Source organism: Vibrio sp. OY15, assembly GCF_000742455.1.
Taxonomy (GTDB): Bacteria; Pseudomonadota; Gammaproteobacteria; order Enterobacterales; family Vibrionaceae; genus Vibrio; species Vibrio alginolyticus.
Window position 1 is genome coordinate 171,689 of record NZ_JPIL01000014.1, and the last position, 14,112, is coordinate 185,800.

11 protein-coding genes and 4 tRNA genes are annotated in these 14,112 nt (G+C 43.1%); 7 read left to right on the plus strand and 8 right to left on the minus strand.

Going from position 1 to position 14,112, the window contains the following annotated elements; all coding sequences use genetic code 11:
- The first annotated feature begins 81 nt into the window (after positions 1 to 81).
- Positions 82 to 1,788 (plus strand): D-lactate dehydrogenase, encoded by a 1,707-nt coding sequence (gene dld, locus IJ23_RS18395; protein WP_033907024.1) that lies wholly within the window; start codon positions 82 to 84, stop codon positions 1,786 to 1,788.
- Positions 1,789 to 1,928: 140 nt separating this feature from the next.
- On the opposite strand, the gene IJ23_RS18400 is transcribed toward dld, so the two are convergent.
- The 4 genes from IJ23_RS18400 to IJ23_RS18415 form a co-directional block, all read right to left on the minus strand.
- Positions 1,929 to 2,237 carry an AzlD family protein gene (locus IJ23_RS18400; protein WP_033907025.1) on the minus strand — a complete coding sequence of 103 codons (309 nt, stop codon included), beginning with the start codon at positions 2,235 to 2,237 and terminating at the stop codon, positions 1,929 to 1,931.
- Entirely contained in the window at positions 2,234 to 2,965 is a 732-nt protein-coding gene (locus IJ23_RS18405; protein ID WP_033907026.1) for an AzlC family ABC transporter permease, read from the minus strand. Before IJ23_RS18405 ends, IJ23_RS18400 begins: the two co-directional genes overlap by 4 nt.
- A gap of 311 nt (positions 2,966 to 3,276) precedes the next feature.
- A complete protein-coding gene (gene alr, locus IJ23_RS18410; RefSeq protein WP_033907027.1) occupies positions 3,277 to 4,506 on the minus strand; it encodes an alanine racemase in 1,230 nt (409 codons plus the stop codon).
- A 201-nt stretch (positions 4,507 to 4,707) separates the two neighbouring features.
- Positions 4,708 to 6,339: a methyl-accepting chemotaxis protein gene (locus IJ23_RS18415; RefSeq protein WP_005375988.1), complete on the minus strand. Its 1,632-nt coding sequence runs from the start codon at positions 6,337 to 6,339 to the stop codon at positions 4,708 to 4,710.
- Positions 6,340 to 6,889: 550 nt separating this feature from the next.
- On the opposite strand from IJ23_RS18415, the gene IJ23_RS18420 reads away from it, so the two are divergent.
- The 4 genes from IJ23_RS18420 to IJ23_RS18435 all read left to right on the plus strand — a co-directional run bounded on the left by IJ23_RS18420 (position 6,890) and on the right by IJ23_RS18435 (position 9,302).
- Positions 6,890 to 6,976: transfer RNA gene (locus IJ23_RS18420), tRNA-Leu, on the plus strand.
- 36 nt (positions 6,977 to 7,012) lie between these two features.
- Positions 7,013 to 7,086 (plus strand) — tRNA-Cys (locus IJ23_RS18425).
- Positions 7,087 to 7,393: 307 nt separating this feature from the next.
- Positions 7,394 to 8,917 (plus strand): alpha-amylase, encoded by a 1,524-nt coding sequence (gene amyS, locus IJ23_RS18430; protein WP_033907028.1) that lies wholly within the window; start codon positions 7,394 to 7,396, stop codon positions 8,915 to 8,917.
- A gap of 130 nt (positions 8,918 to 9,047) precedes the next feature.
- Positions 9,048 to 9,302, plus strand: a complete 255-nt coding sequence (locus IJ23_RS18435) for a hypothetical protein (RefSeq protein ID WP_005375990.1) — start codon at positions 9,048 to 9,050, stop codon at positions 9,300 to 9,302.
- Between the two features lie 74 nt (positions 9,303 to 9,376).
- Here the strand turns inward: IJ23_RS18435 and IJ23_RS18440 are convergent, their stop codons facing one another.
- Both IJ23_RS18440 and IJ23_RS18445 read right to left on the minus strand, forming a co-directional pair.
- Positions 9,377 to 10,165 (minus strand): lipase family protein, encoded by a 789-nt coding sequence (locus IJ23_RS18440; RefSeq protein WP_033907029.1) that lies wholly within the window; start codon positions 10,163 to 10,165, stop codon positions 9,377 to 9,379.
- A gap of 69 nt (positions 10,166 to 10,234) precedes the next feature.
- Positions 10,235 to 11,164, minus strand: coding sequence for a CHAD domain-containing protein (locus IJ23_RS18445; RefSeq protein WP_033907095.1), 930 nt, complete (start codon positions 11,162 to 11,164; stop codon positions 10,235 to 10,237).
- Between the two features lie 301 nt (positions 11,165 to 11,465).
- Here IJ23_RS18445 and IJ23_RS18450 point away from each other — a divergent pair.
- Positions 11,466 to 11,552: transfer RNA gene (locus tag IJ23_RS18450), tRNA-Leu, on the plus strand.
- 36 nt (positions 11,553 to 11,588) lie between these two features.
- Positions 11,589 to 11,662: transfer RNA gene (locus IJ23_RS18455), tRNA-Cys, on the plus strand.
- A 5-nt stretch (positions 11,663 to 11,667) separates the two neighbouring features.
- On the opposite strand, the gene IJ23_RS18460 is transcribed toward IJ23_RS18455, so the two are convergent.
- Both IJ23_RS18460 and IJ23_RS18465 read right to left on the minus strand, forming a co-directional pair.
- Entirely contained in the window at positions 11,668 to 12,660 is a 993-nt protein-coding gene (locus IJ23_RS18460) for an LLM class flavin-dependent oxidoreductase (RefSeq protein ID WP_005376038.1), read from the minus strand.
- 235 nt (positions 12,661 to 12,895) lie between these two features.
- Complete coding sequence (locus tag IJ23_RS18465; protein ID WP_235213041.1) at positions 12,896 to 14,101, minus strand: diguanylate cyclase domain-containing protein; 1,206 nt, start codon at positions 14,099 to 14,101, stop codon at positions 12,896 to 12,898.
- Between the last annotated feature and the right edge of the window lie 11 nt (positions 14,102 to 14,112).

The window sequence follows — 14,112 nt, forward strand, 5'->3', positions numbered from 1 at the left end:
TGGACTGCTTATAGTGGCTCAAACGCCATGCCTGCCGCTAAGCGGTGTTGTGAGCGAAGTACAATAACTAGAGATACGGATATGAAACAAAAGCAGCTGATTGAAGAATTTAAAGCCATCGTTGGGGAAGAAAATGTTCTAACCGACGAGGTTAAAACGAAATATTACCGCTCGGGGTTTCGTTCGGGTAGTGGTAATGCGCTTGCTATCGTGTTTCCTAACACTCTTCTAGAACAATGGAAGATTATTAAACAGTGTGTTGAAGCAAACTGCATCATTATCATGCAGGCGGCTAAAACAGGTTTAACAGAGGGCTCGGCTCCGAGTGGTAATGATTATGATCGCGATGTGGTTGTGATCAATATTACCAAAATCAAGAAGATTCACTTATTAGATGGCGGTAAGCAGGCGGTTTGCTTGCCTGGTGCGAGCTTACACTCTTTGGAGAAAGAGTTGAAGGCAGTGAACCGAGCACCGCATTCTATCATCGGCTCTTCATCGCTAGGTGCCACTGTGGTCGGTGGTATCGCCAATAACTCAGGCGGTGCGCTAGTTAAGCGTGGTCCTGCTTATACGGAACTGGCGATCTATGCGCAGGTCGATAAGCAAGGCCAGTTACATTTGGTGAACCACCTTGGTATTGAAGGATTAGGTGAAACGCCAGAAGAAATTCTAACAAATCTGCAAGAAGGGAACTTTGACCCAGCGAAGATAATTCATGATGAGCGAATGGCATCAGACAAGGAATACGATGAACGTGTTCGAGACGTGACTTCTGACATTCCTTCTCGCTTTAATGCCGATGAACGCCGATTATTTGAAGCCAGTGGCTGCGCTGGCAAGTTGGGTGTTTTTGCCGTTCGGGTTGACAGCTACCCAGTACCCGAAAAAGAGCAGGTTTTTTACCTTGGCACCAATGACCCTGCGAAACTAACGAAGTTGCGAAAAGACTTCTTATCTACGTTTGATAACTTGCCTGAGATGGGAGAATACTTGCATCGAGATATCTTCAACATGGCAGAGAAGTACGGCAAGGATGTGTTCTTATCAATCGACTTGTTAGGCACAGATAAGCTGCCAAAAATGTTCGCACTCAAAGCTAAGGTAGAAAACTTCTTAGAGCGCATCCCGTTTGTCAGTAAATATCTGCCAGACACCATTTTGTACTACGCGAGCAAGTTGTTCCCACAACACTTACCAGAGCGAATGCTGGATTTCCGTGACAAGTATGAGCATCACCTGGTATTGAAAATGAGTGATGGTGGTATTGCTGAAGCACAAAAATACCTCAAAGAAGTTTGGGCTGTTGAAGACGACTGTGATTTCTTCGAGTGTACGCCGGAAGAGGGTAAAAAAGCTTATTTACATCGCTTTGCAGCAGCAGGTGCAGCAATTCGTTACGAGACGATTCACCGAAAAGACGTAGAAGACATCGTTGCACTTGATATTGCATTGCGACGCAATGATGAAGAGTGGCTAGAAACTTTGCCTGAAGAGGTGAGTAAGAACCTTGTTCAAGCGCTCTATTATGGTCACTTTATGTGTTACGTCTTCCATCAAGATTACATTTTCAAAAAAGGGACTGACACGAAGTTGATGAAAAAGCTGATGCTAGAGCACCTCAATAGCCGTGGTGCCAAATACCCAGCAGAACATAACGTGGGTCACTTGTATGAAGCCGAAAACTCGTTGCAGAAGTTTTACCACGAATTAGACCCAACCAATACCTTTAACCCTGGTATTGGTAAAATGGACAAATATAAGCGCAATTGTAACTGCTGTGCGTGATGTGCTGTCTCACCATGATTAATAATCGTTGTTCATCGTTAAAATGATGAGCATAAGATAAGCCCTGATAATACTTGTGACATCAGGGCTTTGTGTTTTGGGTCTTTTATTGATGACTGGTATCGGCTTTGAAACAACGACTAAAGAGCACGTACTGCAGCGGCGGCGATGATGCCTGCTGCGATTGCGGGTAGAGGCTTTTTCGCGATGAACATGACAACGGCAGTAGAAAACAGTGCTGCTCTAGCACCATTATCACCCTCTACTGCTAGCGGAGCTAAAAGGGCAACCAGTACGGAGCCTGACATCGCAGTAATGAAACGTTGAACCCGTTCGCTAATTGGAATGAATGACATAACATACACTCCGCCCCAGCGGGTTATGAGCGTGACTAGCGCCATAGCGATGATGATAAGCAGTGTGCCACCTATGGTTGTTTCGATGTTCATGCTTTCTTCTCCTTCCAACAAGCACCCAATACTCCGCCAGTAATGGCGCCAACCACTACGTGGCTATTCTCTGGCAAATACCAATACGCCAACATAGAAGATGCCGCTGCTATGGCCCAAATCGCAAAGATTCTTAAGTCTTTCGGCCCGGCTACCACCATAGACAGCAGGAAGCACCCCATAACCATATCGAGCCCTAGGCCCACCGGATCTTTGATTGCGCTACCAAAATAAATGCCGATCCAGGTGCCCACAATCCAAAAAGACCACATCGCTAAGCCGCCACCAACAAGCAAGCCAAAGCCTGGTTCTTTTCTACCAAATGCATTGAGTGCCATTGCCCAGTTAGCGTCTGATGCTACCAGCATTACACCGTAACGTTTTGTTGGTGGGAGTTGTCGTAACCATGGATAAAGTGTGGCTCCCATCAAGAGGTGACGAGCATTAATAGCAAATACAGTAATAAGAACTGGAATGAGAGGGACTTCTGTTCCCCACATTTCTAACGTGGCAAATTGTGAAGCACCGGCGAAGACCAGTGTGCTCATCAACATAGTGGGAAATACATCTAGTCCAGTCTGTACCGCAGCAACACCGAAAGCGAGGCCAAATATGACCACGAACATAGAGAGGGGTAAAAGTTGGGTGAAGCCGTTCCAGACGTCAAGCCGATTAAATTCGTGCAACTCAGTGGAGGAGCGTTGAAGATGTTGAGTATTTTCTGTCATAGAGATACCTAGCTAGCAGGCAAAGGGGCAGTGCCATACGAGTGTGTTTGTTATTCTTTTGTAAACTTCATGTTTAACATCAATTAGAGGGGCTTTCAAACACTAAGTGCTATATAAAATTGAGCCATCCAAGCGGCTTTAAGAAACAGAGTGTAGAGAGTCGCGCTTGGTAGTGCTAAAGGAGAATAAAACAACAGAAATAGTAAGCTCTGTTTAATTGATAACATCACGAGCTAGTACAGATTAGTAAATAAGAAAGAAAGCGAGCAAGAGGCTCGCTTTTTCGCTCTGTTACGAATAACTGAATAGGTTTATTTTACGTAGACACGAGGGTTCGCGCTTCCCCAAACCGTGTATAGTTCAGGGAAGATGACTTCTGCGTGTTTTTCCATCTCAGCAGCTGAAATCGTTTTGCCTTGTTGGGAGCCAAACAAAACAACTTCAGAACCAGGCTCAACATCTTTGATACCTGTAACATCTACCATTGTGGTGTTCATTGAAGCAACGCCCGCAACTTTTGCACGTTGGCCATTGATCAGAACTTCTGCCGTATTCCCCATTTTTCGTGGATAACCATCAGAGTAACCAACAGGAATGTTCGCCATTAAGCTTTCTTTGCTTGTTGTGTAGCTGCTGTCGTAACCGACTGTGCTATTTTTTGGCAGGTGGTGAACGGATGCCACGCGTGTTTTGAAAGACACGATAGAAGGGTACTCAGGGTTAGTTGGTAAGTCTCCGTATAAAACGCCACCAGGACGAACCATATCAAGCTGCGCCTCAGGAACATTAAGCGCGGTGTAAGAGTTTGCTACGTGCAGTAAAATGTTGTCGCGTTTTAGATTCGCTTCTTTAATCAGCCATGCAGAACTGTCTTTGAATGAAGCTAACTTTTGGCGCACGTCGTCTGCATTGTAGTTAGGGAAATGAGTCATGATACCAACAATATTAACGCCAGCTTGTTGAGCGATTTCTAGCGCTTCTTTCTTGCCCGCTTCTGTCGTCATATCAACACCATTACGTCCCATACCACCGTCGTTCAGAGCAAGGTGAACTTTGATTTCTTTACCAGCTTTCTCGGCTAGTTTAGACAGTGCTTTAGCTTGCTCTGCTGTGCCTATCAACTCTTCGACATTTAGGTCGATTGCGGCTTCAATCTCGCCAATATCCGCTGAGCGTACACGCATAAGTTGGCCTTTAAAGCCACTGTCGCGAACAGTTTGTGCTTCGGCGTTACTTGCAACGGCAACGCAAGGAATTTGTTGCTCGATAATAGTCGGCATCAGGCCTGCGATACCATTGCCGTATGCGTCGGCTTTCATCACGGCGCAGATTTTCGTTTTGCCATCCATGTGCGATTTAAACTGCTCAATATTATCGCGGAACTGACCTAAGTTTATTTCTAGCCAAGCGTTAGCACCTTGAACTTGCTCTGCTTTTGCTGCTGTATTGCTAATTTGAAGAGGAGCAGCAGTAGCTTGCATTACAGGAACCGCGATTGCAGCAGCGATAGTCAGTGATAGTAAGGTTTTATTTAAGCGCATAAAGTCTCCGTATGCGTTTTTTGTATTGGTTATGTTATTGAGTACTTGGGGAAAGTACCTGACGAAGTAAAACGCTCCAAGTGGTGCTTTGGAGCGTTTGTTAAGATAATGATTTAATATATACCTAAATATACCTCAGTGATGACATTCTATTTAAGCAAATCGGGATTGATTTGGTATCTACTAAGGTATCCACTGAGTTTAACTCAGTTTAAAGCGGCTCATTACATCTTTAAGAGAAATGGATAGCTGGCTTAGTTCGCGGCACGCCTGTGCGGTTTGCTCCGAACCTTGAGAGACCTCTTGAGATGCCAAATGTATGTTTTCAATGCTGCGGTTAAGCTCTTCCGCAACAGAGTCTTGCTGGTTACAAGCCGTGGCGATTTGGGTACCCATGTCTGAGATGTCCGAAATCGAATGCTCAATGTCGCTCATCAGCTGTTTTGATTGAATGCCTTGTTCTGCACATTCTGAGATGCTGGTTCTAGAAAGTTCAGTGGCTGATTTTGCGTCTTTTGCAAGTGATTGTAGCTGCTCAATGATCGAAGTGATTTCACTCGTTGAATCTTGCGTACGGCCGGCAAGAGTTCGAACTTCGTCTGCAACGACGGCAAAGCCACGACCAGACTCACCAGCACGCGCCGCTTCAATGGCTGCATTAAGTGCAAGTAGGTTGGTTTGATCGGCAATGTCGCGGATAACATCCACTATAACGTTAATTTTATTCGATTGCTGTTCAAGCTCTGCTACGGTATCGCCTGCAGCGCCAATTACGTTTGAAACTTCTTGAATCGCGTCAACCATACCTTGGGTTTCACGAACACCGTGTTGTGTGCGGCGGTTTGCTTCGTTAGCTTGGTTCGCTGAGTCTTCAGTGTTACGAGCAACATCGGCTACGGCCGCTTTCATTTCTGTCATTGCTGTTGCGATGTGCGTAATTTGCAGCTGTTGATCTTTCATACCAGACGCAGAAATATCGGAGATTTGGTTCATCTCTTCGACAGCGCTGCTTAACTGAGTAACTGCAGCAATCACGTTATCGATAACTTGGCGTAAGTCATCTTGCATCTTAGTGGTCGCGTCTGCCAGTTCACCAAGCTCGTCATTGCCGATTGCTTTACGGTCAATGTCACTTGATAGATCACCTGTCGCGATGGCATTTGCTTGCTCAACAACAAGTTTAAGTGGGCCACAAATTAGGCGAGTCAGCACGTATGTCATGCCTACCATGATCAGTAGAATAATCACGTTACTTGCAATTGAAGAATTACTCAATCCATTTACAGAGGACAGGATATGAGTTTTGTTGCTGTCCATAGCTTCTTTAAGGAGACGGATTAGTTCGCCTAACTCTGAGTCAACCGCTTCGAAAGCAGACAAAGAGTTCGCCAAAATAGGGTGGGCCTTGCTTTTGTCGTTAGCTAGCATCGCTTCATTGTACTGGTCCATAGTAACCAAGTACTTTTTCCACTGACGCATAAGACGCTGGTAAGTTTGCTGCTCTTCGCCAGGCCAGATAGTTTCACCGTAAGCGTTGAGCTCTCTAGTGATCTTTTCGCGTTCTCTAATATTGTTAGAAATTTTAGTTTTGACTTGGTCTGCGTCTTCATAAGTGTACGCAGCAAATTGAGCTCGGCGCCAGCGAGACAAGTGATCTCGAATCGAATCGACCCTTTCCATTGCAGGAAGCGTATCGTCGGTATAGTTTAAAAGCTCAGATTTGATGCTTTTGAGCTCTGTAGATAAAAATACGCCAAATGCAATGTTGACGATGGCAATGAGTAAAAACGATAGCGATATCTTTTTCGCTATAGAAAGATTCTTGATAGACATTAGTGATATACCTTGTTTTTCTTATGTTGTGTCGCCAAAGTAAACCACATCCTTATATGTGATATATGTCCATTAAATTACTGCAACTCGTGTAACGTACCATTATTTATTGATATTTTCGATAATGAATTGAGCTTTGTTTGAAAATAAAAAAAGTCAATGATTTTATAAAGGTACGACCACATTCGATATAAAGTTATCGGTAACAAAATATGATGTTCTGTACGCAGTCGTGCCAAGAGTAGGGAATCAAATTGTTACAGATGTTACAACGATGAAAAGATCAGCGTTCATAACGTGATAGTCGCGTGTTTACCTCGAAGCAGTTACGGACACTAGTATGCGTATGACTTCATAGCTAATGAAAGGGAACGGGTGCTTATTGGTCTAATTGAATGCCAAACGTACTAGTCAGATCGCTTTTTAAGCACTTAAATCAAAAAGATAAAATTTATTGTTGACCAGATAAATTAATCCGTTAAAGTACGCCTCGTTCTCACGGCAAAGGCCGCTGAGACAGATGGTGTCTAACCCATCGCATGATTGCGTTGCCCTGGTGGTGGAATTGGTAGACACAAGGGATTTAAAATCCCTCGGCGTTCGCGCTGTGCCGGTTCAAGTCCGGCCCGGGGCACCATCAAAATCTTTGGTGACAGAGATAAAAAATCAGAAAGGCGCCTTGGCAGAGTGGCTATGCAGCGGATTGCAAATCCGTGGACCTCGGTTCGACTCCGGGAGGCGCCTCCACTATTTCGAAAGCCAGTCTTAAATGACTGGCTTTTTTCGTTTTTAGTCCACCTTTTCGTAACCCTTCGCGCTTTCCTAAAGTCTCCCATGTTTTGATCACCATTCAATATTTTTAACGCGCTAATCATTGATTTTATAAATGTTAGACAACTCAATAATTGTATAGTGTGATTGGTGATAGTTTCTCTTCGATTGTAATCCGAACTTTTTGTATTACAGGCAGCAACCTAGCTAGCGTCATAGTTAGTATCGCTTGGTGCGTATATGCAGAAAGGAGGATTCTAGTCCTTAACGTGAGAGAAAAATAATGAAAACATTCAACCTTAAACCTACACTTTTACCCTTAACTTTGTTGCTCAGTTCGCCTGTAATGGCGGCACAAAATGGCACCATGATGCAGTATTTCCATTGGTATGTGCCAAATGACGGTGCACTCTGGACACAAGTTGAAAACAACGCTTCGGCACTATCTGACAACGGCTTTACTGCGTTATGGTTACCGCCCGCCTATAAAGGTGCTGGTGGTAGCAACGACGTCGGTTATGGCGTTTATGATATGTACGATTTGGGAGAGTTTGATCAAAAAGGTTCGGTGCGCACCAAGTATGGCACCAAAGATCAGTACCTAAGCGCCATCAATACTGCCCATAAAAACAATATCCAGATTTATGGCGATGTGGTGTTCAACCATCGCGGCGGTGCGGATGGTAAATCCTGGGTCGACACCAAGCGAGTCGATTGGAACAACCGAAATATTGAACTTGGTGATAAATGGATTGAAGCGTGGGTAGAGTTTGATTTCCCTGGGCGCAACGATAAGTACTCAAACTTTCATTGGACGTGGTACCACTTTGATGGCGTGGATTGGGACGATGCTGGCGAAGAAAAAGCTATCTTCAAATTCAAAGGTGAGGGTAAGGCATGGGATTGGGAAGTGAGCTCGGAAAAAGGCAACTACGATTACCTTATGTACGCTGATCTAGACATGGATCACCCTGAAGTGAAGCAAGAGCTGAAAGACTGGGGTGAGTGGTATATCAACATGACTGGTGTTGATGGGTTTAGAATGGACGCGGTGAAGCACATCAAATATCAATACCTGCAAGAATGGATTGATCACCTACGTTGGAAAACAGGGAAAGAACTATTCACGGTCGGAGAGTACTGGAACTACGATGTGAATCAGCTGCATAACTTTATCACCAAAACCTCTGGCAGCATGTCTTTGTTTGATGCACCGTTACATATGAACTTTTATAATGCGTCTAAATCGGGTGGTAGCTACGATATGCGTCAAATCATGGATGGTACGCTGATGAAGGACAATCCAGTCAAAGCGGTTACCTTAGTAGAAAACCATGACACTCAGCCTTTGCAGGCGTTGGAATCAACCGTTGATTGGTGGTTCAAGCCGCTCGCTTACGCGTTTATCTTATTGCGTGAAGAAGGTTATCCATCCGTGTTTTATGCAGATTACTACGGCGCGCAGTACAGTGATAAAGGGCATGACATCAATATGGTCAAAGTACCTTACATTGAAGAGCTAGTAACACTGCGTAAAGATTATGCGTATGGCAAACAACATTCTTATCTCGACCACTGGGATGTAATTGGTTGGACTCGAGAAGGTGATGCAGAGCATCCACATTCAATGGCCGTGATCATGAGCGATGGACCAGGCGGCTCGAAGTGGATGTATACGGGTAAACCAAGTGCTCGCTACGTAGACAAGTTGGGTATCCGAACTGAAGACATTTGGACTGATGCGAATGGTTGGGCTGAGTTCCCAGTAAACGGCGGATCTGTCTCGGTTTGGGTTGGCGTTGAATAATCCATTCCTGTGATTTTGATACAGAGTAGGCAATTCTTAATAAAACTTTTCAATGAATCAATGTGTTATTTGATATTCATTCGACAAATGAGTAACTTATATTTGAGCATAATCTAGAGGAAGATAAAGAATGGAATCTATTGCTGATGTATTGGTTGTGGCTATTGTGTTCGGTGCCATATTTGGGGGCGGGATAATAAAGTTAATCTTGAACCATCGTAAAGAAGTAAGAGCGTTGGAGATATCTGAACGTAATACGATGAGCCGAGAAGAACAAGATAACCTTAACAAGCAAATTGGTGACTTGAAGCGACGTGTTGAAGTGTTAGAGCGAATTGTCACAGATAACAAATATCAACTTGAAAAAGAAATTGCCTCTCTGTAGATCACCACTTAATCGTAAAGCCGGCGAAGCCCGGCTTTTTCGTGTCTGTACGTCATACCTTTCGGATGTTTAACTCAGCGTTCATCAAAAAAGTCTTTGTCGCGAATGTATTTACTCATAAAGTGATAAGAGAACGGTCGCATTAACCAACTAAATAAGGAGCGCCCAAGCCGTATGAGCGTTGGGGTGTTCTCGTATATTCTCCCGTTATATAACCATAGCATTTTGCCTACATGCCAATACAAAAAAGGTACGGGCGGCATAAAGGTCACGATGTCGATGTCGCAACAAATCCTGTATGTTTTGTGCCCCAAACGGTAGCGTTTCTTAAACGTCCAATCCCCGACAGCGGGCTGTCCGAAAGTGACCACGCGTTTAATGCTTTTTGGGTATTTTTTCTCAATATAGTCAGCAAAAACACTGCCAATCGCGCCACCTGAAGAGTGGCCAGTAATAGTGATTCTTTTTCCCCTGAGAATGAGCGGTACAACGATACCTTCGAGGCGCTCGAGCACGGTCAACCCCAACCGATCTTCATTTCGGCTCGGTAAACTTTCTTGAAACAGAAGATGATAGAAACCCGCGTGAATGCGATAGTTTAGTCCCAACCTTCGACAGCTTCTCGTCCACATCGCGAAGTTCAACAACCAATCACTGATACTGTGTGAGCCTTTAATCACTACGACCACTTCACTCTGTTTTTTACTCCAGAGCACGCGAATCATAATCTTACCGTGTTCATTTCTAATGACTCGTTGCCCATTAGGATCGAACCCATATTGGGTTTGCCTGAAGACGCGAGGGTAGGCGAGATTACAAAGCACCGCATAGCGCTCGTATTGGTATCGTTTTAATGGTTTCACGTTATCTTTCTTAGTGGAGCCTAACGATTGACTGTAATTAATGAATATTAAAAATACGTGAACCTTGATTTAGAGCCGATAGAGATTCTGTGTATTGGTATCGCGAATGAAAGACTCAAACTGCCTTAAATGCGTCAAGATGGTTTGGCGAGAGAGTTCATGATGTTCGCTAAGCACGTTAATTAGCTTTTTCAAAGCCTTACGATCTTGTTTATCAAGATTTGCTGTTTCTTTGAGTTGTGCGAAAAATTCAATTTGACTTGAAGTGTCGTTAAAGTCACCGAGCTTGTCTTGCAATAGTTTTAGTTGTTTCACGTTGTTTTTGTGCTGTTGGGAAGGATAGAGCGTGGAAAATCCTTCTAACAAATAACGAAGCGCTTTGCACTTTATCCGCATTGAATGAATCACGCTGTCACGACTTTTGTCCGAGATCTTGCGTCGTGCTTTATCAACTTTTTTAAATTGATCGGAGATTTTTTGGCTTGCGAAGAGTAACGCAGGTACGTTGCTATCCACTCGTTCGTGTTGCGTACTTCGCAGCAGACTATTCCTGACCAAAGTGCAGTGCGTTGTGTATTCTTTTGTAGCTAGCCAACGCGTAACTCTTGCCTGTTCGTAAGCACGTTCGGCTTCGATAAAGCCAAAAAGCTGCTCAAGAGACGATTTGTGGTTTGGGAGCATTTCAATGTATTGTTTTTTGCCCAAGATAAATACGTCCAAATCACGCAGCTTATTTGTTTTCTTCATCATTATTTTTAAATGAGGTTTCAAAATACGCTGTTCAAAAGGAGGGATCAGTTCGCGAAGTAGTAAGCATAGTGAGCGTATGCGCCTTAGTGTGACGCGATACTGGTGTGTATATTCAGGGTCCAAGTCATGGACGATCCCCTGTTCCAGAGAGCGTGCATAATCAAATTCAGTAAGTAAGAAGTGGGACACTACGAAGTCGCGTTCGGAGTCGGCATGTAAGGGTAAGTGAAATGATGGTTTTCGAAACATGATGAGCGCTATTTTGTTCTCTGAAATACACGTTAAGTTTATACCCATACTGTTAACTTGCGCGATTTGTTGGCTCTTCATTGATATAAAATGAGAAGGTTAAAAGGCACGAAAGCAAAGCGTATTGATGATCAAATAAGCAAAGTGATCGCCCTTTGTTCGTTAGAGTCGTCTTTTTAACCATTTGAATAAAAAAGACTAATTTTTTGTTGACCAGATAAATTAATCCGTTAAAGTACGCCTCGTTCTCACGGCAAAGGTCGCGAGATAGATGGTGTCTAACCCATCGCATGATTGCGTTGCCCTGGTGGTGGAATTGGTAGACACAAGGGATTTAAAATCCCTCGGCGTTCGCGCTGTGCCGGTTCAAGTCCGGCCCGGGGCACCATCAAAATCTTTGGTGACAGAGATACAAAATCAGAAAGGCGCCTTGGCAGAGTGGCTATGCAGCGGATTGCAAATCCGTGGACCTCGGTTCGACTCCGGGAGGCGCCTCCATTCTTTTACTTGTCCATGAGTTCCGATAGTAACCTGTAGGATCTCAACTTCTCAGATTGTTCAAACACCATCGTGTTTACCATAATTTCATCTGCCCCAGTGCGTTCCAAAAGTTTCTCAATTTTCTGTCTTACATATGTTTGATCACCATGGATAGATTCACGTAATTGAGTTTCAACGTGAAGCTTTTCCTGTGCTGACCATAGTGGTGCCATACTTTTCACTGGTGCGCGAAGTTTTTCGCGATTGCCGCGAATCATTTTTAAGAATTTTTGCTTCTCTGTTGTCGCGAGAAAATCTGCATGTGACTGAGTATCCGCTACGATAACGTTGGCACAAATCATCACATAGGGTTGAGCTAAATGCTCGGATGGGACAAACTCATCTCGATAAAAGTTTAGAGCACGAGACATTGCATCTGGAGCAAAGTGTGCAGCAAATGCGAAAGGTAAGCCTCTCTTAGCTGCTAAACGTGCGCTGTATGTACTCGACCCCAGAAGCCAAATCGGCAGAGATGTGTTGTTACCTGGATAAGCCGCGACTGGTTGATTTCGAGATACGGGACCAAGAAAGAAATTAAGTTCCTCCAACAGCTCTTCAAAGTCAGGATCCATATGCTCTGGTTCCCGCCTTAATGCATGCATTGTTTGGTAGTCGGTGCCTGGTGCGCGTCCTAATCCGAGGTCAATACGACCAGGGTATAATGCCTCTAACGTTCCGAATTGCTCTGCAATAACTAGTGGTGCATGGTTAGGTAACATGATTCCACCTGATCCTAAACGGATCGAGTTCGTGTGCGCTCCAATATGACTGAGTAATACACTGGTTGCGGCACTGGCGATGTCGGGCATGTTATGGTGTTCAGCCATCCAAAACCGATGATAGCCCCAGGACTCGATTGATTGAGCTAATTCAACGGAGCGTTCGAACGTTTCGGTGAAGTTTGTTCCGTCGGACACGGGTGCCAAATCCAGAACAGATAAACGAGGAAAAGACATAGGATAGTTATAGCCTGTTAATGAATCTTAACTATCATATGGTGGTGAAAGTTGACGTTTAAAAGGGGAGGATTAACCATTCACAATGGATTATTTTTCTTCAATGCCTGGAGAGCGTTTAGCTTACGAGTTTAGCTTTTGCTATGTGATAAAAGCGGCTTTATTACTGTAAGTGGCCACAGTGGTCGATGTCGTTGAATATTCGCATGTAGAACGTTTCCACAGCTACTTTAGATTAAAACATAGGCCTCTTTAACAGCGAACTGCTGTTGTCGACAATAGTGAACGAGCTAGCTTTAGAACGTTTTGACTGATACATAGACTTGTCTGCCGCTGTTAATAATTCATGTACATTCGACCCATGCTCAGGATAGAGTGCAATACCAATGCTAGCTCCGACGCATAACTCTTTACCTTTAAAATGAATTACTTTTTCTATTTCTTGGATATAGCGTAGTGCACATGCAGACAGAGACGTACCTGTTGTGTGTGAACGATGAATAATAATAAATTCATCTCCACCAAAGCGGCCTACCATGTCTGATTCGTCGATAATACTTGATAATCTACTAGCTACAGATTTTAACACTGCATCACCTGCCTCATGGCCATGGCTATCGTTAATATCCTTAAATAAATTTAAATCTATAAAAAACAAACTAAAACTATTCTCACTGCCTCTGAAATTACGCGTAAGCTGGATCAAATGTTTTTCTATTGCTCGACGATTGTAGATATTAGTTAAGGAGTCGTGCTCAGACAAAAATACCAAACTTTCTTTTTGACGATTTAGAACTGAAGTTTGATTCTCTACTTCTTCTTTAAGTTTTGATTTTGATATTGTTGTGTGGTTTAACAATGCCGCCATTTTATTGAAGTAACAAGACAGATTTTCAAATTCCGTGAATTGATTTTCTGAAGGGATTTTATAGTCAAAATTTGACCTGCTTAATTGTTTTATTCCATTTATAAACCTTTGAAAGCTTCTTTTGAACTTTATTTTTATATAAAAGCACAATAGCATAACAGCCAGAGAGATAAAAATAATACCTGCTTGAGTATAATAATTTAAATTTTGTAGTTTTGTAGACTTATTATTAAGTATTTTTTTATAAATATATATTATTTCATTATTCATATCCTGGGATACAATGTTTATTCTGGATTGTATGGCAGGATTTGATTTATTATAATTTACGACTGAATCATAATGGCGATCTTTGTCTAGTAAATGATTATTTTCGTATTGAACTAAAAAATACAGTTCGAGATTCATTTTTTTTAGGTCTTTAGTAAGGAATGAAACATCTTCATTTTGAGATAATAATTCGTTTAATTTGTTATGAGAAATCATGAATTGTGTGAAATTGTTTTTTCCCCTATTTTGAGTGTAAGCCCAAAGATAACTACTTAATGACTCTAATGATATTTGTATGTCCATTATTTGGTTTA

Excerpts from the sequence above, each read along its gene's own strand:
- dld (WP_033907024.1), top strand. The coding sequence starts at position 82 with ATGAAACAAAAGCAGCTGATTGAAGAATTTAAAGCCATCGTTGGGGAA.
- IJ23_RS18400 (WP_033907025.1), bottom strand. The coding sequence starts at position 2,237 with ATGAACATCGAAACAACCATAGGTGGCACACTGCTTATCATCATCGCT.
- IJ23_RS18405 (WP_033907026.1), bottom strand. The coding sequence starts at position 2,965 with ATGACAGAAAATACTCAACATCTTCAACGCTCCTCCACTGAGTTGCAC.
- alr (WP_033907027.1), bottom strand. The coding sequence starts at position 4,506 with ATGCGCTTAAATAAAACCTTACTATCACTGACTATCGCTGCTGCAATC.
- IJ23_RS18415 (WP_005375988.1), bottom strand. The coding sequence starts at position 6,339 with ATGTCTATCAAGAATCTTTCTATAGCGAAAAAGATATCGCTATCGTTT.
- amyS (WP_033907028.1), top strand. The coding sequence starts at position 7,394 with ATGAAAACATTCAACCTTAAACCTACACTTTTACCCTTAACTTTGTTG.
- IJ23_RS18435 (WP_005375990.1), top strand. The coding sequence starts at position 9,048 with ATGGAATCTATTGCTGATGTATTGGTTGTGGCTATTGTGTTCGGTGCC.
- IJ23_RS18445 (WP_033907095.1), bottom strand. The coding sequence starts at position 11,164 with ATGTTTCGAAAACCATCATTTCACTTACCCTTACATGCCGACTCCGAA.
- IJ23_RS18460 (WP_005376038.1), bottom strand. The coding sequence starts at position 12,660 with ATGTCTTTTCCTCGTTTATCTGTTCTGGATTTGGCACCCGTGTCCGAC.
- IJ23_RS18465 (WP_235213041.1), bottom strand. The coding sequence starts at position 14,101 with ATGGACATACAAATATCATTAGAGTCATTAAGTAGTTATCTTTGGGCT.